Raw genomic sequence first — 21,887 nt, 5'->3', positions numbered from 1 at the left:
TTGATTATTCCCTGAACCCACTCTGGCCTGCGTGCAGGGTGAGAAATGAACGCAGAAAATGCACAATCTAGATCATGTTGTTGCATCGCAGCTGAAGGAACGTCCACCGTTCCGTGCGGGCGATACTGTAAAAGTAAACGTGAAGGTTATCGAAGGTAACCGGGAGCGAATTCAGGTATTCCAGGGCGTGGTTATTGCACGTAAGGGTGGCAGTGGTGTATCAGCTACTTTCACAGTGCGGAAGCATTCCTTCGGTACCGGTGTTGAGCGTACTTTCCCGTTGCATTCCCCAAATGTCGATTCAATTGAGGTTGTTACTCGCGGTGATGTACGTCGTGCAAAGCTTTACTATCTGCGCGGTCTTCATGGTAAGGCTGCAAAGCTGAAGGAAAAGCGTGACGACAAATAATCGTCAATAAATTAATCCTGTAAATTGTGGGTATCGATTTTTCGGTATCCACAATTTTTTCTCAGGACATCTTCCATGCTGGTATGCGTTAAATCGGGCTAAGTGCTAGTGAGAAAAGATTGATCCTGCAACGAAGCTGGAAAAACGCCGGGGCTCATAAATATGCTCAATTCTGGATGAGTTTGTTTTCGGGTGAGGCGAACTAAACTGTGATAAAAAAGCAACCTTCTGGACGCGACTTTAACTCGCAGATGAGAGTTGATTTGGCATAACCTTAGAACAGACGTGTCTCGGTAGGGATAAGTGATATCTGACGAGGCTTTTTTTGCAAGCAGCTGACGAGGGTTTGGTGTTCATGGCGCATTTTGAAGATGATCTCGATTATGGCAATTCTCTTGATCAAATGCCTCCGTCATTCCCCCCTCCAAAGCGGAGTGAAAGTAATCAATTGAATGATCAGGCAGCACACCGTGCGCAGGTGGCAGCTGCTGATCATCTTGACGCTCCTGCGCAAGCAGGCGAAGAAGCATTGCAAAGTGATTCCGCTGCAGACTTCACGCGTCTTCAGGAGAATGCGAAATATCCGCAACAAAGTAAATTGAAGACATTCCTTTCTAATGTCTTTGAGTTTTTCGTCATTATCGTAGTGGCGTTAGTAATTGCGCTCGTTTTGAAAACTTTCATCGTTCAGCCGTTTGAGATCCCTTCAAGCTCAATGGCAAATACGCTCGTGCCAGGAGACAGAATCGTAGTAAATAAGCTTGCCGATACTGAAGATGAACTGAAACGCGGAGATATCGTTGTTTTTGTAGATCCAGGTGACTGGCTTGCTGGCGTAAGTAAACCAGAGCTTAACGGACTGCAGGAGATTCTTCACCGCGCTGGTGAAACCATTGGATTGTTGCCGCAAAATGCTGGTACCCATTTGGTGAAACGGCTTATCGGGAAACCGGGAGATCACGTTGTGTGCTGCACTGTAAATGGGAATCTCACAATTAACGGAAAAGAGGTGCCAGAGCCATATTTGATAGCTGGCGCGCGTGCTTCTGATAAACCTTTTGATGTGACTGTGCCTGCCGGGCACCTTTGGATGATGGGTGATAATCGGCCAAATTCAAAGGATTCGCGCTACCATCAGGAGGCTACCGGTTTTGGATTTGTGCCGATTGCGAATGTTGAAGGTCGCGCATGGCTGCGGGCCTATCCTTTTAATCGTTTTGGCTGGTTGAAATCGCAGACGGAGGTATTTTCTGAAGTACCTGCAGCGCAAGATCCAAAGAACGCAAAGTAAAACGCATTGCGCCGCCAGTTGGTGCAAGATCGCAGTGCGTGGATGTGTGGGATAAGGGATAACGATGGAAAAATTCCATACGGCTGAGCCGACTCTGGGGATTCGCACAAGGCAGACTCCGAAACGAATCATGCCGACTCGCCAATTAGAACTCTCCTTGCTTGCGGAGCTTTCGCTGCATCAACCGAATGCGATTCTTGCTGGTGTTGATGAAGTGGGGCGCGGCGCTTTGGCAGGGCCGGTGAGTGTTGGGATCGCGCTCATAAATATTGCAACTACCGATGAATTTCCAGAAAAACTTCGTGATTCAAAACAACTATCTCCTTCGGTACGAGAAGCATTAATGATCCCCATACGGCAGTGGGTGCTGGCTGGTGCTGTGGGTTCTGCTACTGCAGCGGAAATTGATCAACACGGGATTATGGCAGGATTGCGGATTGCTGCTGCTGATGCGGTCAATAAATTGGGTACTGCGGGTTATCAGATTGACGGAGTATTGCTTGACGGTTCACATAATTGGTGGGTCGGAAGAGATTTATTTGCGCCAGAGACACAATTGCCTGATGTGCCGGTGCGTACGGTAGTAAAAGGGGATGCTCAATGTGCTGTGATTGCTGCCGCTTCTGTGCTTGCAAAGGTGGAGCGTGATCACTATATGGAAAAAATATCGCCAAAATATCCGCATTATGATTGGGGACGGAATAAAGGTTATGCGAGTGTGCGGCACATCGCAGGGCTGCGCGAATTTGGACCATGTGAATTCCATCGCACCTCGTGGAAATTGCCAGGAGTGGCAAAATAGTTACTACGCAGGTAGCTGCAATATCGGTGGAAGCTAATTTTTCGCCGATAAGTGAGATTTTTTCCGGGATTATATTATTGAAAAGTGGAAGTACTTGCGTGGCAGAATTTTCGTTCGCAATAGAGCATAGTGGAATTTGAAAATAGCTATTTACCAGTCAGAGTGAAGATGCAGAATATTGAGAAAAGTGCAGGAAAATTATGAGTGATATCGAAAATTATGAAGCAGAAAATGAGCTCGCACTTTATCGTGAATACCGCGATGTGATTAATCTGTTTCGGTTCGTGGTGGAGACGGAACGGCGTTTCTATCTTGCGAATGATGTCGATTTGAAGGTGCGTGCCTCAGATAACGGCGATGTCTTTTTTGATGTTACGCTGACGGACGCATGGGTCTGGGATATTTACCGGACTTCGCGTTTTGTGCGTTCGGTGCATGTAGTGACATTCAAAGACGTAAATGTAGAGGAGTTAAATAAGCCGGATTTGCATCCGGAATTGGAATTTGATGTTGATTCCACCGAATCTTGATTCGGTTTCCCACAATTACTTTTTTTGAAGTGATTTTCCACAGTGTAAAATTTACAGAATATCTCAACCTCCTGCAGCACAGATGATTGTTTCAGGAGGTTTTTATTTTGGAACTTACAACAAAAGAGCGTACCGAAATTGCGGCTTATACAAATCGTGAATTGGGTGCCTGGGGTGAAGATTTAGCTGTCCAAATGTTAGCTACAAAAGGATTTTCGATCCTTGCACGAAATTGGCGATGCCGTTATGGCGAAATCGATATTGTTGCTTTTGATCCACAGGATCGAGCAGTTATTGCAATGGAAGTAAAAACGCGGCGGACAGTGCAATCGGGACTTCCCGAAGAAGCCATCACTGTGCAGAAATTACAACGGCTGCGAATCTTGATTGTTGCATGGATCAGTGCGCATCGCGAGGAATGTCGGCATCTTTTTTGGAATGAACTGCAAGTACAGGTGATTGCAGTGGATATTCGTGGCGATCACTATGCAATACGTTATTTGCGTGAATTGTAAGGAATACGCAGATGAGTGAAGCAAAGTGTGTGGGAGTGGCACAAACAATTAACCTGATTGGTTTAGCGGGTTCTCCAGTATTGATCGAAGCTGCACTTTTACCGGGCTTGCCGAATTTTACGATCGTCGGTTTAGGGGATACGGCAGTAAATGAAGCACGGGAGAGACTGCGGGCTGGATTTCAAAATATTGGTTTGCCCTGGCCAAGTAAACGGCTCACGATCAATCTTTCACCAGCTGATAAATCGAAGAGTGGATCGGGGTTTGATTTAGGTATCGCGGCTGCCATTATTGGAGCTCTGGGCGGACGGCAATTAACGAAGGAGACGATCGTATTTGGTGAAATTGGGCTTGACGGGCAAGTGCGGCATGTGAATGGGATCTTGCCTGCGCTTCTTGCGGCGCAAAGACTCGGCTTCCGCAAAGCAATCGTGCCGGCGGCAAATTACCATGAAGCACGGTTGATTGCCGGAATTGAAATCACTCCGGTAAGTCATTTAGGGCAGTTTGCAAAGATGCTTGGTATTGCAGATGTGGCTGCTGCGCAATTAGTGTTGCCGGAGCTGGAAATCCCACAGCTTGCTGCGGGTGTCGGAGATTTATCGGATGTGTATGGGCAGGATGAGGCAATTTGGGCGCTGCTGATTGCGGGGATTGGTGGGCATCATACACTCATGATTGGACCGCCTGGAGTGGGGAAATCTATGCTCGCATCACGCTTCGTGCAGATTTTGCCGCCTTTAGCTCCGGATGAAGCCGTGGAAGTTGCGGCAATCAAATCTGTATGCGGTGAAGAGATACATGGTTTACCGCAGAATCGTCCGCTTGTGAGCCCGCATCATACTGCTTCCAGCGCGGCACTGATTGGTGGCGGGAATGGTATTCCGCAACCAGGGGCGATCACTCGTGCACATCATGGAGTGCTGTATTGCGATGAATTTCCTGAATTTGCAAATTCAGTGATTCAGAGCCTGCGGCAGCCTCTTGAACAAGGATGGATCGAGCTACATCGCGTCCGTGCACGAGTTAAATATCCGGCGCGATTCCAGCTGATTGCTGCAGCAAATCCGTGCCGTTGCGGGTTTTTATTTGACGGGCCCGGAAAATGTAGTTGTTCAGTGCGAGAGAGAATGAATTATCGCAGTGCACTTGCCGGGCCGATCACTGACCGGATCGACTTGCAGATAACACTGCGAAGACCAAAGAAAATAGATCTTCTCGCCGGCGGGTCAATGACTACTGCGCAGGCGAAAGAATTTGTACTTGCTGGACGAAAGCGGTCGGCTGCGCGTAATTCTCAAATCGCTGTGCCAAATTTCCTGGGGCAACAAATTATCAGTGATGTATTGTCTGTGCAAGATGCTGATCGTAAAGGCAAATTTGCGGTGATGAACAATGCCCAGCTTCCAGGCTCATGGCTGCGAGCAAATACGAAATTGAGTCCGGGTGTGCAACGGCTGCTTGATGCGTTGCTTGCACGTGGAGAAATATCAATGCGTGGAATTGATCGGATTTTGCGGATCTCTTGGAGTATTGCGGATTACTTTGGGCATTCTGGGCCGACTGACGATGATCTCGCTGCGGCTATGACTTTGCGTAATGAAACAAAAAAGATTGCGGGGAAGCGCTGATGAAACCGAGACAAAATATTCCTTCGCGAGTTACAGCAGAAACTGGGGATAGTGAAAAACAAAGATGGTCTTATCCCAGTGGGCTGCTTGCTGAAATATCAGAGCAGAGAGCGGCTCTCGTTTGGTCTGCGATTGCTGAAGGAGATGATCTTGATGCAAGTAGGTTGATCGATCGGGTTGGTTATGCAGCTGCCCTCAAGGTTGCGCAGGAGCAAGACGAAAATTTCGCTTCGCCGCGCGCATTACAACGCTGGCAAGGGCGCCTTTGCGATGCTCAATTGGGGCAGTTAGAACATTATTTGCAACTTGGATTTGCGCTGGTGCTGCGGGATCAGGAAAACTGGCCCAAACAGCTCAACGACTTGGGTGAAAAGCGTCCGCTTTGCTTATGGGTGAAGGGTAATGTGCAAATTTTGCAAAGACCAATGCTGGCTATTGTCGGCTCGCGCGATGCTACATCTGAAGGGGAAAGATCTGCACTCGATCTGGCGTATGAACTAGCAGAAAAATATGTGATTGTTTCTGGCGGTGCTTTTGGGATAGATGCACAGGCACATCGTGGTGCGATTCTGGCGAATCAAGCTACTGTGATCGTTTCAGCTGCTGGGGTGGATCGGGTTTATCCCAAACAGAACCAGGAAATTTTTACTCGCTGCGTTGAGAACGGAGGTGCGATCATCAGTGAATCGATTCCTGGCGCAAGTCCGCAAAGGTACCGTTTTCTGCTGCGGAATCGAATTATTGCTGCACTTAGTACAGCGGTAATCGTGATCGAAGCTGGAGCGCGTTCTGGGGCACTCAATACCGCCCGTCATGCATTGGAAATCGGGCGCGAAGTGGGAGCATTTCCCGGCTCAGTGTATTGCCCGCAAGCAAGTGGTACAAACCAGTTATTGCGCAATGGGGCAATGGCGGTGATGAATTCGCTGCACGTGCAAGAGCTTGCCGGTTCAATCGGATCAGTGCAGCCAGAATTGGCAGTTAGCGATGGGGAAGCCGGGTTTTTGCTTCCGCTCGATTCTCCATTCGATGAGTTGGCAGATCGGGTTTATGATGTGCTTTCAAAAGTTAAGTATGAGAGTGCAGAGCAAATTTCTCGCCGGGTCGGCGCAGATTTTATGAGTGTGCGGATGAAATTAAGTAGACTTGCCTTAGCTGGGAAAGCACAGATGCAGGACGGTAAATGGCGAAAGGCATGAGGTGGCGGCAATGGGGTTGCAACAAACTCGCCAAAATGCAAGAAAAACGCAATTTGCCTGCGAGCAGAAGCAACACCAGAAATTCGCTGAGAGTGAGAAAAATAATCTGCGCACAACGGAGCAAAATCCTGCAGTGCAGCCGGTGCATTTGAGTTCAGCGGCACTTTCCGTAATACATGAGATCATTGCGAAATATGAAAATGAATTACTTGTACGGCGTGGATACTCCAAGCATACGGCAAGAGCTTATTGCCAGGAGATCGTCAGTTTTCTTACTTTTTTGCTGGAGCAGAATGCTGGAGCGACGGATCAGGAAATCTTCGCACAGCTACGCAGCACGGATATCTTAGATTTACGCAGTTGGCTTGCTGGTAAATCTGCTCGCAACCAGGCAAAGGCAACGATCGCAAGATCCGTAGCTGGGGTGCGGTCTTTTTCTGCTTGGGCATGCAAGAATGGGATATTTTCGACCGACCCAGCGCTCCGGTTGAAAACGCCGAAAACAGTAAGCAAACTACCGCGTGTATTGAGCGTTGCGCAAATCCGTGCATTGCTTGCGCATCTGCAAAAAACTGCAACTGATAAAAATCCGGTTAGTGTGCGGAATTGGGCGATATTTGAACTTTTATACGCTAGTGGAATCCGGGTATCGGAATGTTGTGCACTCAATGTACATGACTTACAGATAGGCATGTTACATGTATTTGGTAAAGGTGGTAAAGAACGGGTAGTGCCTTTTGGGATCCCCGCACAGCGTGCAATTGATGCGTGGCTGCAAGTGAGACGCGAAATTGCGAATGATCCGCAGGCGCTCTTTGTCGGGCAGCATGGGCAGCGCATCGATCCACGGATAGTTCGCAAAGAGTTATCGAAAGCTACTTTGGTGGCGAATGTGCCGAATATTTCGCCACATGATCTGCGGCATAGTGCAGCCACACATATGCTTTCTGGCGGTTCAGATTTACGTTCAGTACAAGAGGTGCTGGGGCATTCATCGCTTGGCACTACACAGCGCTATACACATATCACCACTGAGCGGCTGCAAGCCGTCTTCCAGCAGGCTCATCCTCGCGCGTAACGGTTTGCTGTGATACAAATCAGCTGCGTAAGCGGACGCGCTTGCGCAGTAAATAATCCAGCGGATTCAAATAGCCTTTCGCGCCTTGTTTCAAACCCCAATGTAAGCAGCGCACTCCGTTACAATGCTGATCGGTGACAATCGCAACCAATTCTCCGCGCTTTACGATATCGCCTTTCGCTACGAGCGGTAGTACCGGTTCAAATGTGGATCGATAATCATTGACGTGACGAATTGAAAGCACATTTCGATCTACAAGTAAGCCGGCATGAATCACTTCACCGTCTGCCGGAGCGAAAACTGCAGTACTTGAGATCGCGCTTAAATCCACCCCGCGATGCCCTGCATCCCAATTCGCTTCCCCCATCTGGAATTTACGTAAAACGCGGCAACTGTGCAGCGGGCAGTTTAGTTTTGGAGCAGCAGGATTCTGTAATGATACAGAAAATAGTGCTTGTGACACTTCGTGCTGCGAAGGGGCTCGATGTGCATCTGCTGGTGCAGCAACGATGCCGCTAGAGATGAAAGTTGCAGCGAGAATGGCTGCTGCTAATTTGTGGCGAGAGATATTTGTGGTGTGCATATCGATATTTTCAAATATCCCGAAATTTAGTCGTGGCGCAGTGCAGATAGTTGTGGAAGAAACTGGCTGAATTAACGTATGTGGAAAACCCGTGCGAAAGTTGCGTGAAACATTAATACTGTGAACGCTAAATGTAGGCGATTGCACGTATCGCGGATATTGATTTGGATAGCCAAAAACATCACCTGCGCGATAGACTAAAAAGGCTGTCGATCGTATCGGCAGACTTCGCGTGCACTTCGTAAACAATCTGTTTACAGTGTGAGTTTCACGGTCAGGAAGCGAATTCTGGAAAGAGGAGTTTCGCGCCTGCGAAATTCGGCTCGTGCACCAGGGCTGTTTGGCAATTCCGTCAGGCAGTAAAACCGTTTAGCTGCAGGAAATTCCTGCACGTTTAGAAAGGACTCGCCAATGGCAGTCGTAACTATGCGCCAGCTGCTTGAAGCTGGTGTGCACTTTGGTCACCAGACCCGTCGCTGGAATCCAAAGATGAAGCGCTACATCCTCAACGATCGCAATGGAATCTACATCATTGATTTGCAAAAGACGATCGAAGATATCAACCGTACTTATGATTTCGTGAAGGAAACCGTAGCGCACGGCGGAAATATTCTTTTCGTTGGCACCAAGCGTCAAGCTCAGCAATCGATTCGTGAGCAGGCAGAGCGCGTTGGAATGCCATACGTGAACGAGCGCTGGCTCGGCGGGATGCTCACCAACTTCCAGACTGTAAATGCCCGGATCCAGCGAATGAAAGAACTCGAACTCGTTGATTTCGATGACGTTGCTGGTTCCGGTCGCACCAAGAAGGAACTTTTGATGATGCGCCGCGAGAAGGAAAAGCTTGAGCGGACTCTCGGCGGTATCCGCGATATGCGCAAGATTCCTTCTGCAGTATGGATCATTGATACACCAAAGGAACATTTGGCAGTAGCTGAAGCTAAGAAGCTGAATATTCCAGTGGTGGCTGTCCTTGATACCAACTGTGATCCAGACGAAGTCGATTACGCAATTCCAGGTAATGACGATGCGATTCGCTCCATCGAAATCCTCACCCGGGTGATTGCTGATGCAGTAGCAGAAGGTCTGCTTGCTCGTGGCAAGGCAAAGGCTGGTGCAGAAGCAGCAGCAGAGCCAATGCCAGAGTGGGAGCGCGAGATCCTCGCTGGTGAAGAAGCTGAAGTTGATGCAGCGGCTGCTGAAGCTGCGCAAGCTGAGCCGGAAGTTGCAGAAGCTGAGTAAGCAAACCGCATTTGAAAAAAGATTAGGAAAAGAAAATGGCAAATTTCTCCATTTCTGATATCAAAGCACTGCGTGAAAAAACCGGTGCAGGCATGATGGATGTTAAGAATGCGCTTGCTGAAGCTGACGGCGATACCGCCAAGGCTGAAGAGCTGCTTCGCCTGAAAGGTCTGAAGACGGCTGCAAAGCGTGAAGGCCGCACTGCAAGTGCAGGTCTGGTAGTTTCGCAGATCGTGGACGGCAAGATCGGCTACGTAGTGGAAGTTAATTCTGAAACAGACTTCGTGGCAAAGAATGAAAAGTTCATTGCTTTTGCCGAAGATATCCTTGCAGCTGCAGTGGCAGCAAAAGCTACAACTGTGGAAGAAGTGCTTGCAGCTCCACATGCTGATGGAACCGTCGATGATTACGTCAAGAATTTCACCGGCGTCATTGGTGAAAAGCTTGCTGTGGGTTCTATTTCGGTACTTGAAGGTGAACACGTGGAAGCATATATGCACCGCACATCACCAGATATTCCACCGCAGGTGGCAGTACTCATCGCAACAGACGCTGCGGGCGCCGCAATTGCGCACGATGTAGCAGTGCATATTGCAGCTATGAGCCCAGCATATCTCGCTGAAGCTGATGTCCCAGCTGAAGTTGTGGAAAACGAACGCCGTATTGCAACAGAGCTGACGATCCAAGAAGGTAAGCCAGAAAAGGCTGTGCCAATGATCGTGGAAGGCCGTTTGAAGAGCTTCTACAAGCAAATCGTACTGCTTGAGCAGGCATACGCTCGCGATCCAAAGCTTTCAGTAGCGCAGGTTGCGAAGGCTGCAGCAGCTCAGATCACCGGTTTCAAGCGCGTTCGCGTCGGCGAATCAGCAGAAGCCGCAGAGTAATTAGCTTGCGCGCGATCGGTGCAGGAGATGATTTTGTCTGAATAAATGCAGAATCAAATACTGTGCCAGTAGCTCAAGCATTCAGGGGCTGTATTAGAGTCCTTGGCGATGGTGGCTGGGAGTGTGTTGACACTTCCAGCCACCATTTCTTTTTCTTTTGGGTTGCTTTTATCTTTTTCGCTGTGGCTTAAAACCAGTTAGCTGTGAGCGTTGCCAAAACAAATAGGAACGCTCACAGCTAACGCAACTGGAACTGCTTATTTTATCTTTTCGCTGCAAGCCTGCTCGCACCGAGTGGAGCTGTGCAGTGATATTTCGGTGCTCAGCGTTGTAGCTGCTTATCGCGCCAGAAGATGATTGCAATAATTAGCGAAATTAGCGCAATCAAAATAATCATCCCAAAAGCTGCATATAACCCGTAATACCAGCCTTCCACATGATCGCTACTCATGCTTTGCACGCCAAAAAACATTGCCGTCACTGATGCATTTCCAATGGCGGTAGTCATTCGCTGGCCGGTTTGCATCACCCCGCCAGCGGTTCCACCATGAGCAGCAGGAACATCGATCATTACTTGTGTTTGGTTTGCTGCACCCATCGTACCCAAGCCGGTACCCATAAAAGATAACGGGATCAACAGCCACCATATTGAATAGCCAAAAGAGATTGCCCAAATTGTAAACATCGTGCCAATTAAAGCAAGGATTATTGTAGTTAAAGCAAATACTTGGAGCCCGCGCCCGTGCTCAAAGGAATGCCGTCCAGCAAATATGGCTGCAAATCCTGAAGAAACTGCAGAAGACAGCGTAACTAATCCGACATTGAGTGAATCAATTCCAAGTGCTCCATGCAGGAAAATCGCGAGGATTGCAAATGTGGAAGTAGTGCCAAGAAATTGAATCGTAATAATCGACGTAGCATACGAGTATGTGCGAATCTTGAATAATCGCAAATCTACCATCGGGAATCTGCCGCGTTTGGCGTAGGCGTCTTCCCATACTACCCATAATCCGAGGAATAAAATTCCCAGACCCGCGATTGCCCATTTCCACGCGGGTGCTTCACTGACGAAGGGAAGCATTATCCCAAGCACGGCAATGGTTAAGAGGATCATTCCAAATGGGTCAAGATCAATCCTTTCATTCTTTCTGCGTGGGTATGGTTTCTTTCCAGCTTCCAATTCCTGGGCTTCATATGCGATCTGATTCTGCTCTTTATTCTTGCCAACGGTTCTCCGCTCTTTTCCAAATGGCAGCCAGCGGAAGGCGAAATAGAGCCCAATCAACCCAATCGGCATATTGATTGCAAAGGATAGCCGCCAGCCGAGTTCGTTGCCAAAAAATGCAATTAATGTACCAGAAAGGATCGGGCCGATCGCAACTGAAATAGATACTACTAAGCCGAAGAGCGAAAATGCTTTCGCGCGTGCTCGTCCATCAAAATATTGTTGGATCAGTCCAGTGGTCTGCGGTGAAAGGAGCCCTGAGCCAATGCCTTGCAAAATTCGCATCAGATTTAGCGAAAATGAATTCGTAGTAAGTCCAACAAGTAGTGAAGAAATTGTGAAAATTGCAAAACCGATCACAAAAAGTGTTGATCTGCCGTAAATATCGCCCAAGCGCCCAGCCGGTACCAGGATGATCCCGATCGTCAGCGAGTAGCCAGCTAAAATCCATTGCAAATCCGAATTGGAAGCGTTTAACGTTTCTTGCATTACTGCGAGAATGTTATTCACCGAGGATATCTGCATCAGCGTCATTAAAAGTGGTACGAGCAAGACGAAGAGCAGTTTATTGCGATCATATTGGCGATTTGATCCTGGCACTTTGAAAAAACGTGAGTTTCCAGGAGGAGATTTTTTCTCCATTGCAGCCGCATTCAAATTGCGATCCTGCCCACTTCCAATGAATGCATCAACTGGTTGAGTCACTTCTGTTGACGTAGATTTTAGATTCATATTTGCGTTACTTATCTGCTTCCGTTGCTGCTTTTCGCAAGGAGGTGTGGTCATCTCGATCCCTCATTATTCCGTCGTATCTAGATCATCCTAAAGTAATTGAAAAGGGGAGAGTTAACGCTGCCGAGTTCAGATTCGTCACTTTATCGCATGGGTATCAGCATCGCGTTTGCGTATTTTCGGATCTATCTGGCGGTGCGTAGCGAAAAGCCGGCAGAAAATTTTCAGCCGATGCAGGCCGTTTAGGGAATCTGAGAAAGATAGGTGAAAAGTGCGCAGAAAAGCAGGATCGAAATAATAAATTCACCAATTCCGATGGTTTTTGCACTCGGGAACTTCCGCCAGCGCCCATAGAGGGGCACAAGGATCGAGCGGAAAAAGATGATCGCGCAGAGCGTGATCAGAAAAATTATCACCAAATTTGATATTGCAGGTGCATTAATTTCTGGCGTTACGAAAAGATAAATTGCGGTGAGGAAACCAAAAGCATGGAATATCCCGGATATGGTTAGCCAAGCGGCAGAGTTTCGTTTCCGAATATTAGTCTTCACATAAAATACGGTACCGAGGAAATACCAGCCAATTATAAAAGTTGCGAGCCAAATGGAAATATCTAATGCACTCAATGCCAAAACACCACTACGGGCATGGGCAGCTACTGGAAGCATCAGGCAGGCCGCAGTGACGGTTGCCAAATCGTTGCGCAATCCGCGTTCACGGCGTGTCCAAGCAGCCCAAATGCTAATCAATACGAGTGGAAGAAAAATTGGGATCCAGATTGCGAGTGCAGGTTTCAGGATTAGCAAGCATAATCCGGCTATTGCGGAAATCCCAAGGTAAATGCAAAGTGGCTGGAAGCCGCGGCGGAAACGAGTTTTCAAAAAGAGCGCACCAGCAAAGAACGCAAAATAGCCAATCCACCAAAACGCGAGCAGGAGTAGATCGAGCCACTGTAATCCCCTCATGCCGCGGCTGAAAACTCCGAGCAGGATCGGCACACTGATCATTGCCCAAGCTCCGTGGTAATTTGGGAGCCATCCAGCAGCGCTCAATGTACGCAAAGAGGAGCCGCTTTTCTTTCGCAGCGGACGATGCTGGGCAGGTTCAATCGCTGCGCTGTTGGAAATATTGCGGATATTGTGCTTTGTCGAATCTGTTGGATTAACCCTTTGCATAACTCTCACCTTAAAGCATCTCAAGATGAGCTACAATGCTCTGTAGGAGAAATCCAGTGCAGTATCAGAAAATATTACTGTGCGAAATCTCAAATGGGATGAAACCATCTTTTGAAAACGGCTAAATCGCATCACGGATCTCACTTCAAACGACGAAGGGATAACTTATGACTAAGCAGCAAGTACTCGGAGACTTCAATCATGACAATCGCCGCAGAGTACTTTTGAAGTTATCGGGGGAGGTTTTTGGCGGCGGTGCCGTCGGTCTTGATACGGCAGTGCTCACCCGTGTGGCTGCAGAAATTGCTACCGCCGTAGAAGAAGGCGTGCAGGTCGGGATCGTGGTCGGAGGCGGAAATTTCTTCCGTGGTGCGACGCTGCAGGAGAATGGCATGGATCGCGCGCGGGCTGACTATATGGGAATGCTCGGAACAGTGATCAATGCAGTTGCTTTGCAGGATTTTCTGGAGCAGGCAGGTGTGCCTACGCGGGTGCAAACAGCAATCACAATGGGGCAGGTTGCTGAGCCTTATATTCCACTGCGGGCGATCCGTCATTTTGAAAAAGGACGCGTAGTGATTTTTGGTGCCGGAGCTGGAATGCCGTTCTTTTCCACAGATACTGTTTCGGCTCAACGCGCACTTGAACTGCATTGTGATGAATTATTGGTCGGGAAAAATGGGGTCGATGGTGTGTATACTGCTGATCCGCGTACTTGCCCGGATGCCCAAAAATTGGATTCACTCACATACGATGAAGCGTTAAAGCAAGGATTACGTGTGGTGGATGCAGCTGCATTTTCGCTGTGCCAGGATAATGGGATGACGATGCGCGTATTTGGGATGACGGAGATCGGCAATATTACAAGCGCCTTGCGCGGCGAAAAGATTGGCACTTTGGTTTCGATTTAGCGGCAGGCGGAGTACAGGCGGGATACATCTTGGCGCATTTGCTTGATTGGCTGAGATGCTGCGTTCGGCGGCTTTGGCGAAAGCATCGTTTTGCGAAGTAAAACTCAAAAAATGTTCCAAGAGCTAACCGAATTTGCTCAGGTGGACTAGACTGAAGGAACATGGATCCTGGTTTTATCCGATTTTGTACCCCAGCCAAAAGCGATCGAAAAGAATAAAGTCTGAAACTGGATCCGATAAAAGATAAACTCAATAAATAATCCGAAATAGAGAGAATCAAGATGATCGATGAAGTAATGCTTGAAGCAGCAGAAAAAATGGACAAAGCCGTTGACGTAGCGCGTAATGAATTTTCCAAGATCCGTTCCGGGCGCGCTAATCCAGAGCTTTTTAATTCTTTACTTGTTGAATACTATGGTGCTCCAACGCCACTTCAGCAGCTGGCTACTGTTTCGATCCCCGAGGCACGTACTGTGCTTATTTCTCCTTATGATCGTGCTGCAATGAAAGATATTCAGCGGGCGATCCAGGAATCAGATTTGGGTGTGAACCCTACAGATGATGGGCAAGTATTACGTATCAACATGCCTGCGCTCACAGAAGAACGCCGTCGTGAATATGTGAAATTGGCAAAAACGAAAGCTGAAGATGCACGTATCTCTGTGCGTGGGGTGCGGCGGAAAGCAAAAGATGAGCTGGATAAAATTAAAAAAGATGGCGCAGCAGGCGAAGATGAAGTAGATCGCGCAGAGAAGGATCTTGAATCGATGACGAAGAAACATACTGATTTGATTGATTCGATTCTTGAGGTGAAGGAAAAAGAACTGCTCGAAATGTGATTCGCAATTGTGCTTCTGGCATGGCAATGCGCCGTCTTTTTCGGGAGGGGAGCTGCCATGCCAAAGTTCTTTGCAGGAAAAATTTATGATCCCATATCAAAAGTTTCAACACGGAATGCATCCGGCACGGAAATTTTCTCCGCATCCGCCAAAGCCGCCAGTAGAGTCGAATTCGCGTGCTGGACGGAACCTTCCCGCAGCGACAGCTACTGCGATCATTCTACTGGGGATCATTGCGGCATCTTTGGTGTTTTACATCCAAATCTTCGTAGTTCTTGCCACGATTGCATTGGTGATCGGGATTTGGGAGTTTTCCGGCGCTGTTTTGGCAAGAAATATTCGCGTTCCGTTTATTACATTGAGTGTTTCGGTCATTTTCATGGTGCTCCTTACCTGGGAGTTTGGAGTTGGCGCGGGATTCCTTGGATATTTGATTTCGACTACATTGGCGCTGGGAATTACGAAATATTATCTTGGCGAGAGTCTGCGTACCGGGATCGTGGCAGTATTTGGTCTGGCTTGGATTGGGCTCTCAGGAGTTTTTGCCATTGGAATGGCGCATCTTCCTGCACCAACACAGATTCTTACCGCTTTGATCCTTTTACCTGCAGCAAATGATACGGGTGGCTGGTGTGCCGGGATCCTTTTCGGGAAGCATCCAATGGTGCCGAAAATTTCTCCGAAGAAATCGTGGGAGGGATTTGGCGGCTCAATGTTTTTATCACTGCTGGTTTCCTATCTGATTGTTGGTTTGTTTACGAAGCTAGACTGGCCGTGGGCGATTCTCTTTGGAGTGATCACGCCTTTTATTGCGACGGCTGGAGATTTTGCGGAATCAATGATCAAACGTGATCTTGGGATTAAAGATATGGGGTCAGTATTTCCTGGGCATGGTGGGATGCTTGACCGGCTTGATTCAATCCTGTTTTGCGCCCCAGTTTTCTATTTCCTTTTTGCGCTGGCTTTCGGCGCGATCTAAGTTCGGGAGTAGGATTTAACTAATGAAGAAACAAGTGCGTCCACGCGTGGAATCAGGGCCGCGCCCGTCTTTGAGCTTTGTTGCAAAGCGGACGGGAAAGGCTCCGAGCCATCTGATTGATCTTGATCTGCAAGAACGCAAAGCTTTGCTGCAGGATTTTGGTTATCCGGCTTTTCGGGCAGATCAGCTTTCACGGCATTACTTTGAGCATTGCACAGTTGATCCGCAGCAAATGACGGATCTGCCAGCTACGCAGCGCGAAGAGCTGTCTGCAAAAGTGTTTCCACAGCTGGTCACGAAAGTGCGTGATCAGATTGCTGACGGCGGGAAGACGATCAAGACTCTTTGGCGGCTTTTTGACGGGGTAGTAGTTGAATCAGTGCTGATGAAGTATCCTGATCGGGCTACTCTTTGCATTTCTTCCCAGGCCGGTTGTGGAATGGCGTGTCCGTTTTGCGCTACTGGGCAGGGAGGATTGGCGCGGAATCTTTCGACTGCAGAAATTATTGAGCAGCTGCGAATGAGTATGCTCGGAGCGGCTGCTGGCGATCTGGGAGCGCCAGTTCGTATTACGAACATCGTATTTATGGGAATGGGCGAGCCAATGGCGAATTATAAAGCTGTCATTGGGGCGTTGCATCGGATGATCGATCCGAGTCCAGCTGGGTTTGGGATGTCGGCACGGAATATCACGGTTTCCACCGTTGGGCTTGTGCCGTCAATAGATCAGCTTGCTGCTGAGGGTTTCCCCGTCACTCTTGCTGTTTCACTGCATGCGCCGGACGATGGTTTGCGTGATGATTTGATTCCGATCAATTCACGGTTCAAAGTTGGGCAATTGCTTGATGCTGCGCGGAGATATTTTGTGCAAACCGGACGTCGTGTATCTATCGAATACGCTTTGATTAAAGATATGAATGATCACGAATGGCGGGCAAAATTACTTGCGCATGAGCTAAATTCCCGCGGGCGAGGGTGGGCGCATGTAAATCCAATCCCGCTCAATCCTACTCCTGGTTCGATTTGGACGGCAGCTACGAAAAGTGCGGCTGAGCTATTTGTGAAAACTTTGCGGGATGCTGGGATCGCGACAACTGTACGTGATACACGCGGTTCTGATATTGATGGTGCGTGTGGGCAGTTAGCGGCTGAAACGCTTGATCCGCAACGGGTTGCAAAGCGGGCAGCGAAAGCTCAGGCTGCTGTTGACGCGGCAATCGCGGTACATCGAAAAGAACCGGCAAATTTGAGTAAACTTTTAGCAGACGAATCAGCCACCAACGCAACTTTGGAGGAAGCAAAATGAGCGCACATACTTTTTCTCGTGCCGGCACATTCAAATACGGGTACAACCGCAAACAGGTGGACGCGTTTTTTGATCGTGCGAAACATGCTTATAAAGATTCAGCAGAATCAAACGTGACCGAAGACGATGTCCGGCAGGCAGCATTTTCTTGGGTGCGTAATGGGTATAAGGCGAGCGAAGTCGATGGCGCACTGGATCGGCTTGAACGCGCATTGCTGCAGCGCCGGCGGGCGAATGTAATGGTGGATACTGGTGAATCAGCTTGGCTTGATTATGCTTACGGGCAGGCTGAATCGCTGTATCCGCGAATGTTACGCAAGGACGGCGAACGATTTGCGAATGCAAAAGATTATGGCTATGCAAAGAGTGAAGTGGATGCTTTCATCAGCCAAATTGCGCGATATTTTGAAGGGCAAACTCAGTTGACTTCAAAAGAAGTTCGGGATGTAGTGTTTCGGCGTGCCCGTAAAGGTAATGCATACGATGAAGCCGTGGTTGACGTGTATCTTGATCGGGTCATTTCGGTATTGATCGCGGTGGAGTGAGTGAATGCGCGAGGTAATTATTCTCGGCTCTACCGGTTCGATCGGCGTGCAGGCACTAGCGGTGATTGCGGCTAATAGTGATCAATATCAAGTGAAAGCACTTGCTGCCGGCGGTGGGCAATTAGAATTATTAGCCAGGCAGACGGCAGAATTTCGAGTCGATACTGTGGGGATTGCGCAGCCGGATGCAGCTGCGCAATTTGCTGATTTGTGGAGCGAAATGTATCCGTCAATGCCGCTTCCGCAAATTTTGAGCGGGATGGATGCGATTGCGGAAATTGCGGGAAGCGGATCGGAAAATACCGTCGTACTCAATGGTATTACCGGATCAGTGGGGCTTGCACCAACGCTGTGTGCACTCGAATCAGGCGCTACGCTCGCTTTAGCAAATAAAGAATCATTGGTAGCTGGTGGCGCATTGGTGCAGGCGGCAATGCAGCGGCCGGGGCAAATCGTGCCGGTAGATTCGGAACATTCTGCAATTGCACAAGCTTTACGTGGTGGCCGGCATCGGCGCGGATTGACTGTGCCGGAGGTGGATGGCACTACTGAAGTGGCAAAAATTATTCTCACTGCTTCGGGTGGGCCGTTCCGCGGGAAAAAGCGTGCAGATTTACAGCATGTGGATGCAAAGGCAGCATTGCAGCATCCGACCTGGAAAATGGGGCCGGTAGTGACGATCAATTCTGCCACACTTTTTAATAAAGCTCTGGAACTGATCGAAGCCGCATATCTATTTGCTGTGGATCCAAAAGATATTATTCCAGTGGTACATCCGCAATCGATCGTGCATTCGCTAGTGCAATTTCAGGATGGTTCCACGATCGCGCAAGCCTCTCCGCCGGATATGAAGCTGCCAATTGCGCTCGGTTTATCCTGGCCAGAACGCTTAGTAGAAATATCCGCGCCATGTAATTGGGAGAGTATGCAAACCTGGGAATTTTTCCCGCTTGATGTACAGACCTTCCCGGCAATCGAACTTGCGCGTCAAGCATTGCAGGCTTCGCCATTGCACCCGGCTGTGATGAATGCGGCAAATGAAGAATGTGTGAGCGCTTTTCTCGTTGGAAAACTGAGTTATCTAGGAATTATTGAGACAGTAGCAGATGTGCTTCATGAGTTTGCTGACGGTGGTGAACTCTCGCTTGCGATGGTGAAAGAAAGCGAATCTTGGGCAAGAAATCGGGCTAACGAAATTATCGGAGCAAAACTTTGAGTATCATCGGCATTATTTTATTTATCCTGGGTTTACTGATTGCCGTCGCCTTGCATGAGCTGGGGCATCTGATCCCGGCGAAACTATTTGGTGTGAAAGTTTCACAATATTTTGTGGGCTTTGGGCCAACGATTTTTTCAAAAGTTTATCGTGGCACCGAATACGGTGTGAAGTGGATTTTACTTGGCGGATATGTGCGGCTCTGCGGGATGCTTGCTCCGGCTCGTCCGGGCAGAAAAATTTTCACGAAGCACGGTGAGCTCACATTCGCGGAGCAGGCACGGCGTGAATCAGCTGCTGAACTTGCCCCTGAGGAAGCTGCGCAGGCCTTCTGGCGTCTTTCACCTGGTAAGAAACTGATCGTCATGTTTGGCGGGCCGTTCGTAAACTTTTTGCTTTCAGTATTGTGCTTTGCGATCGTCTGGCTGGGAATCGGTATGCCTGCGCTCAGTAACACGGTTGGTAGAATCGCCCCGTGTATTGATCCAATGCAGACTAAATGTGAGCTAGCTGCAGCTACACCAGCAGCACGATCAGAATTGCAGCAAGGTGATGAGATCCGTGCATGGGCTGGTACTCCTGTGAAGGACTGGCAGGAGTTACGGGAAGCAATTCAAGCACATGGTGCAGGTGAAAAGCCGGTGGATGTGCTGCGCGAGGGGCGTCAGGAAACATTTACGATCAATGTAATTGAAGTAGAGCGCCCGCAGGTGCGCGCTGGTGAAATCGTGAAAGATGCAGCTGGTAAGCCGCTGCTTGAAATGCAGCCATATCTTGGCGTGAGCCCAGAAATCAAGCGTGAGCAGCAAAGTTTCAGTGCACTTCCGGCGCAAATCGGCAATCTTGCACTTGGAACAGCGCAGATCATTATTGGACTCCCAGTACATTTATGGAATATCGGAGTGAGTTTGTTTAGTGATACGCCACGTGATGCAAGCGGAGTAGTTGGACTCGTCGGTATTGCAGATATGGCTGGCAAAATTACTGGCGGCGGATCTGCGCAATATACTTTTGCGGCGCGGGCAGCTGATTTTCTGCTCCTTTTTGCTTCGCTGAACATGTCACTTTTCATTTTTAATCTGCTACCACTGCTTCCGCTTGATGGTGGGCATATTCTTGGTGCGCTCATCGAATGGATAAAGCGCGCGAGTGCAAAATGGCGTGGCATGCCAGATCCGGGAGCTTTTGATACTGCACGGCTGCTGCCATTGAGTCAGGTAGTGGTTTCGTTCTTTGTGTTGATGACGATTTTCTTGATCGTGGCAGATATTTTGAAACCGGCATTTTAGTTTTTGTGAATCAGAGCGTAATTACGGGTGTTGTGTGATCGGAGGGCGAATGTGTCAATTACAGCCGATCGCCCTCGCAGGTGTAGATTACACTATTAGTGTCTGCGGGTTTGTCTTCGTCCAGAAGGGAAGTTGAATCTGGTAAATTGGCGTTCTGGCAGTTTGGTAAACCGAATGATTTGAGCAAAACGGAAATGAATGGGGTGGAGAAACTGTGAATAATCCAGTATCACTGGGGATGCCGTCGATCAAGGAAGCTCCAGCTGTGCTCAGCCCGCGCAAGAAAACCCGCCAGATTCATGTGGGTGATGTGGCTGTTGGTGGTGGTGCGCCAATTAGCGTGCAATCAATGACGACCACGAAAACTCATGATATTGGTGCTACTCTCCAGCAAATTGCCGAATTAACAGCAGCTGGGTGTGATCTCGTGCGGGTAGCTTGCCCAACGGATAAAGATGCTGATGCGCTCGCGGTGATCCATGATAAATCAAATATTCCAGTGATTGCAGATATTCACTTTCAGCCGCGCTATGTGTTTGCGGCGATTGAAGCTGGCTGCGGAGTACGTGTTAATCCTGGCAATATTAAGCGTTTTGACGATAAAATTCCAGAAATTGCGGCTGCTGCAAAGGCTAATGGGACAGCGATGCGGATCGGGATCAATGCTGGTTCGCTCGATCCGCGGTTGTTGCAAAAATATGGGAAAGCCACACCGGAAGCATTGGTGGAATCGGCTGTGCTGGAGGCTCGTTTATTTGAAGATGCAGGATTTTTTGATTTTGCAATTTCAGTAAAGCATCATGATCCGGTGGTGATGGTGCGGGCATATGAATTGCTTTCTGAAGCAGGAGATTGGCCGCTGCATTTGGGTGTGACGGAAGCAGGGCCACAATTCCAGGGAACGATCAAATCTGCGGTTGCTTTTGGTGCGCTGCTTGCAAAAGGTATTGGCGACACGATTCGAGTTTCGCTTTCTGCGCCTCCGGTAGAGGAAGTAAAAGTGGGTGAAGCGATTTTGCAGTGCCTGAATTTGCGGCCGAAGCAGTTGGAGATTGTTTCATGCCCGTCATGTGGAAGATGCCAGGTGGATGTGTATGATCTGGCTGAGCGTGTGACGGAAGGGTTAAAAGATATTACCTTCCCACTGCGTGTAGCAGTGATGGGTTGTGTGGTCAATGGTCCTGGTGAGGCGCGAGAAGCTGATTTGGGTGTGGCTTCTGGTAATGGCAAGGGGCAAATTTTTGTGCAGGGCAAAGTGGTTGAGACGGTATCTGAGGCAGAGATTGTGCCGACGTTGATTCGGAGAGCGCGGCTGGTGGCAGCAGAATTAGGCTTGGCTGAAGATGGAAATGCGCATCCTGAGATTATTACTGAATAAGCTCTTTTGGGTACATGATTTCAGTGATTGCGGCTGTGTTTTTTCGCTTGCAAAAATTTTCTGAGACTTAATTTAGCTTCAGTTTCGGCACGCTGGAAGTTGCTTGATGTGGGGTTCATGAATCCCAC

At 48.7% G+C, this 21,887-nt stretch carries 21 protein-coding genes; 18 read left to right on the top strand and 3 right to left on the bottom strand.

Annotated features, from left to right (window positions below; genetic code table 11):
* Nucleotides 1-58 precede the first annotated feature (58 nt).
* The 8 genes from rplS to J2S36_RS03160 all read left to right on the top strand — a co-directional run bounded on the left by rplS (nt 59) and on the right by J2S36_RS03160 (nt 7,455).
* The gene (gene rplS, locus J2S36_RS03195) at nt 59-409 is read left to right on the top strand and encodes a 50S ribosomal protein L19 (protein ID WP_309955465.1); all 351 of its coding nucleotides are present in this window, start codon (nt 59-61) and stop codon (nt 407-409) included.
* 355 nt (nt 410-764) lie between these two features.
* On the top strand, nt 765-1,700 hold the full coding sequence (gene lepB / locus J2S36_RS03190) for a signal peptidase I (protein WP_309955462.1): 936 nt from the start codon (nt 765-767) through the stop codon (nt 1,698-1,700).
* Nucleotides 1,701-1,764: 64 nt separating this feature from the next.
* On the top strand, nt 1,765-2,502 hold the full coding sequence (gene rnhB, locus J2S36_RS03185; RefSeq protein ID WP_309955458.1) for a ribonuclease HII: 738 nt from the start codon (nt 1,765-1,767) through the stop codon (nt 2,500-2,502).
* Between the two features lie 200 nt (nt 2,503-2,702).
* Nucleotides 2,703-3,032, top strand: a complete 330-nt coding sequence (locus tag J2S36_RS03180; RefSeq protein ID WP_309955455.1) for a DUF2469 domain-containing protein — start codon at nt 2,703-2,705, stop codon at nt 3,030-3,032.
* 107 nt (nt 3,033-3,139) lie between these two features.
* Entirely contained in the window at nt 3,140-3,547 is a 408-nt protein-coding gene (locus J2S36_RS03175; protein WP_309955452.1) for a YraN family protein, read from the top strand.
* An 11-nt stretch (nt 3,548-3,558) separates the two neighbouring features.
* Entirely contained in the window at nt 3,559-5,178 is a 1,620-nt protein-coding gene (locus tag J2S36_RS03170; protein ID WP_309955450.1) for a YifB family Mg chelatase-like AAA ATPase, read from the top strand.
* Nucleotides 5,178-6,377 carry a DNA-processing protein DprA gene (gene dprA / locus J2S36_RS03165; protein ID WP_309955447.1) on the top strand — a complete coding sequence of 400 codons (1,200 nt, stop codon included), beginning with the start codon at nt 5,178-5,180 and terminating at the stop codon, nt 6,375-6,377. Before J2S36_RS03170 ends, dprA begins: the two co-directional genes overlap by 1 nt.
* Nucleotides 6,378-6,387: 10 nt before the next feature.
* Nucleotides 6,388-7,455 (top strand): tyrosine recombinase XerC, encoded by a 1,068-nt coding sequence (locus J2S36_RS03160; RefSeq protein ID WP_309955445.1) that lies wholly within the window; start codon nt 6,388-6,390, stop codon nt 7,453-7,455.
* A gap of 19 nt (nt 7,456-7,474) precedes the next feature.
* On the opposite strand, the gene J2S36_RS03155 is transcribed toward J2S36_RS03160, so the two are convergent.
* The gene (locus J2S36_RS03155; protein ID WP_309955443.1) at nt 7,475-8,038 is read right to left on the bottom strand and encodes a M23 family metallopeptidase; all 564 of its coding nucleotides are present in this window, start codon (nt 8,036-8,038) and stop codon (nt 7,475-7,477) included.
* 411 nt (nt 8,039-8,449) lie between these two features.
* On the opposite strand from J2S36_RS03155, the gene rpsB reads away from it, so the two are divergent.
* On the top strand, nt 8,450-9,280 hold the full coding sequence (gene rpsB / locus J2S36_RS03150; RefSeq protein WP_309955441.1) for a 30S ribosomal protein S2: 831 nt from the start codon (nt 8,450-8,452) through the stop codon (nt 9,278-9,280).
* 35 nt (nt 9,281-9,315) lie between these two features.
* Nucleotides 9,316-10,164, top strand: coding sequence for a translation elongation factor Ts (gene tsf, locus J2S36_RS03145; RefSeq protein WP_309955438.1), 849 nt, complete (start codon nt 9,316-9,318; stop codon nt 10,162-10,164).
* 322 nt (nt 10,165-10,486) lie between these two features.
* On the opposite strand, the gene J2S36_RS03140 is transcribed toward tsf, so the two are convergent.
* Nucleotides 10,487-12,175, bottom strand: coding sequence for an MFS transporter (locus tag J2S36_RS03140; protein ID WP_309955435.1), 1,689 nt, complete (start codon nt 12,173-12,175; stop codon nt 10,487-10,489).
* Between the two features lie 188 nt (nt 12,176-12,363).
* A complete protein-coding gene (locus J2S36_RS03135) occupies nt 12,364-13,296 on the bottom strand; it encodes a YwiC-like family protein (protein WP_309955432.1) in 933 nt (310 codons plus the stop codon).
* Between the two features lie 167 nt (nt 13,297-13,463).
* Here J2S36_RS03135 and pyrH point away from each other — a divergent pair, with 167 nt between their 5' ends.
* The 8 genes from pyrH (at nt 13,464) to ispG (ending at nt 21,759) form a co-directional block, all read left to right on the top strand.
* Nucleotides 13,464-14,207: a UMP kinase gene (pyrH, locus tag J2S36_RS03130; RefSeq protein ID WP_309955429.1), complete on the top strand. Its 744-nt coding sequence runs from the start codon at nt 13,464-13,466 to the stop codon at nt 14,205-14,207.
* Between the two features lie 281 nt (nt 14,208-14,488).
* A complete protein-coding gene (frr, locus tag J2S36_RS03125; RefSeq protein WP_309955426.1) occupies nt 14,489-15,046 on the top strand; it encodes a ribosome recycling factor in 558 nt (185 codons plus the stop codon).
* A gap of 85 nt (nt 15,047-15,131) precedes the next feature.
* Nucleotides 15,132-16,025, top strand: coding sequence for a phosphatidate cytidylyltransferase (locus J2S36_RS03120; RefSeq protein WP_309955423.1), 894 nt, complete (start codon nt 15,132-15,134; stop codon nt 16,023-16,025).
* Between the two features lie 22 nt (nt 16,026-16,047).
* Nucleotides 16,048-17,331, top strand: coding sequence for a dual-specificity RNA methyltransferase RlmN (gene rlmN, locus J2S36_RS03115; RefSeq protein ID WP_309955420.1), 1,284 nt, complete (start codon nt 16,048-16,050; stop codon nt 17,329-17,331).
* Entirely contained in the window at nt 17,328-17,876 is a 549-nt protein-coding gene (locus J2S36_RS03110) for a DivIVA domain-containing protein (protein ID WP_309955417.1), read from the top strand. Before rlmN ends, J2S36_RS03110 begins: the two co-directional genes overlap by 4 nt.
* Nucleotides 17,877-17,880: 4 nt before the next feature.
* Nucleotides 17,881-19,092 (top strand): 1-deoxy-D-xylulose-5-phosphate reductoisomerase, encoded by a 1,212-nt coding sequence (gene dxr, locus J2S36_RS03105; protein WP_309955414.1) that lies wholly within the window; start codon nt 17,881-17,883, stop codon nt 19,090-19,092.
* Entirely contained in the window at nt 19,089-20,381 is a 1,293-nt protein-coding gene (locus J2S36_RS03100; RefSeq protein ID WP_309955412.1) for a M50 family metallopeptidase, read from the top strand. The genes dxr and J2S36_RS03100 overlap by 4 nt, the downstream gene beginning before the upstream one ends.
* Before the next feature lie 238 nt (nt 20,382-20,619).
* On the top strand, nt 20,620-21,759 hold the full coding sequence (ispG, locus tag J2S36_RS03095; protein ID WP_309957465.1) for a flavodoxin-dependent (E)-4-hydroxy-3-methylbut-2-enyl-diphosphate synthase: 1,140 nt from the start codon (nt 20,620-20,622) through the stop codon (nt 21,757-21,759).
* Nucleotides 21,760-21,887: the final 128 nt, after the last annotated feature.

This window comes from Arcanobacterium hippocoleae (genome assembly GCF_031456295.1).
GTDB classification, from domain to species: Bacteria; Actinomycetota; Actinomycetes; order Actinomycetales; family Actinomycetaceae; genus Arcanobacterium_A; species Arcanobacterium_A hippocoleae.
Note: the sequence above shows the minus strand (reverse complement) of the source record. Positions and strands in the feature narration are given on the sequence as shown.

Bases quoted from the DNA above. Each gene is read 5' to 3' on its own strand.
- rplS (WP_309955465.1), top strand. From the start codon at position 59: ATGCACAATCTAGATCATGTTGTTGCATCGCAGCTGAAGGAACGTCCA.
- lepB (WP_309955462.1), top strand. From the start codon at position 765: ATGGCGCATTTTGAAGATGATCTCGATTATGGCAATTCTCTTGATCAA.
- rnhB (WP_309955458.1), top strand. From the start codon at position 1,765: ATGGAAAAATTCCATACGGCTGAGCCGACTCTGGGGATTCGCACAAGG.
- J2S36_RS03180 (WP_309955455.1), top strand. From the start codon at position 2,703: ATGAGTGATATCGAAAATTATGAAGCAGAAAATGAGCTCGCACTTTAT.
- J2S36_RS03170 (WP_309955450.1), top strand. From the start codon at position 3,559: ATGAGTGAAGCAAAGTGTGTGGGAGTGGCACAAACAATTAACCTGATT.
- dprA (WP_309955447.1), top strand. From the start codon at position 5,178: ATGAAACCGAGACAAAATATTCCTTCGCGAGTTACAGCAGAAACTGGG.
- J2S36_RS03160 (WP_309955445.1), top strand. From the start codon at position 6,388: ATGGGGTTGCAACAAACTCGCCAAAATGCAAGAAAAACGCAATTTGCC.
- J2S36_RS03155 (WP_309955443.1), bottom strand. From the start codon at position 8,038: ATGCACACCACAAATATCTCTCGCCACAAATTAGCAGCAGCCATTCTC.
- rpsB (WP_309955441.1), top strand. From the start codon at position 8,450: ATGGCAGTCGTAACTATGCGCCAGCTGCTTGAAGCTGGTGTGCACTTT.
- tsf (WP_309955438.1), top strand. From the start codon at position 9,316: ATGGCAAATTTCTCCATTTCTGATATCAAAGCACTGCGTGAAAAAACC.
- J2S36_RS03140 (WP_309955435.1), bottom strand. From the start codon at position 12,175: ATGACCACACCTCCTTGCGAAAAGCAGCAACGGAAGCAGATAAGTAAC.
- J2S36_RS03135 (WP_309955432.1), bottom strand. From the start codon at position 13,296: ATGCAAAGGGTTAATCCAACAGATTCGACAAAGCACAATATCCGCAAT.
- pyrH (WP_309955429.1), top strand. From the start codon at position 13,464: ATGACTAAGCAGCAAGTACTCGGAGACTTCAATCATGACAATCGCCGC.
- frr (WP_309955426.1), top strand. From the start codon at position 14,489: ATGATCGATGAAGTAATGCTTGAAGCAGCAGAAAAAATGGACAAAGCC.
- J2S36_RS03120 (WP_309955423.1), top strand. From the start codon at position 15,132: ATGATCCCATATCAAAAGTTTCAACACGGAATGCATCCGGCACGGAAA.
- rlmN (WP_309955420.1), top strand. From the start codon at position 16,048: ATGAAGAAACAAGTGCGTCCACGCGTGGAATCAGGGCCGCGCCCGTCT.
- J2S36_RS03110 (WP_309955417.1), top strand. From the start codon at position 17,328: ATGAGCGCACATACTTTTTCTCGTGCCGGCACATTCAAATACGGGTAC.
- dxr (WP_309955414.1), top strand. From the start codon at position 17,881: ATGCGCGAGGTAATTATTCTCGGCTCTACCGGTTCGATCGGCGTGCAG.
- ispG (WP_309957465.1), top strand. From the start codon at position 20,620: ATGCCGTCGATCAAGGAAGCTCCAGCTGTGCTCAGCCCGCGCAAGAAA.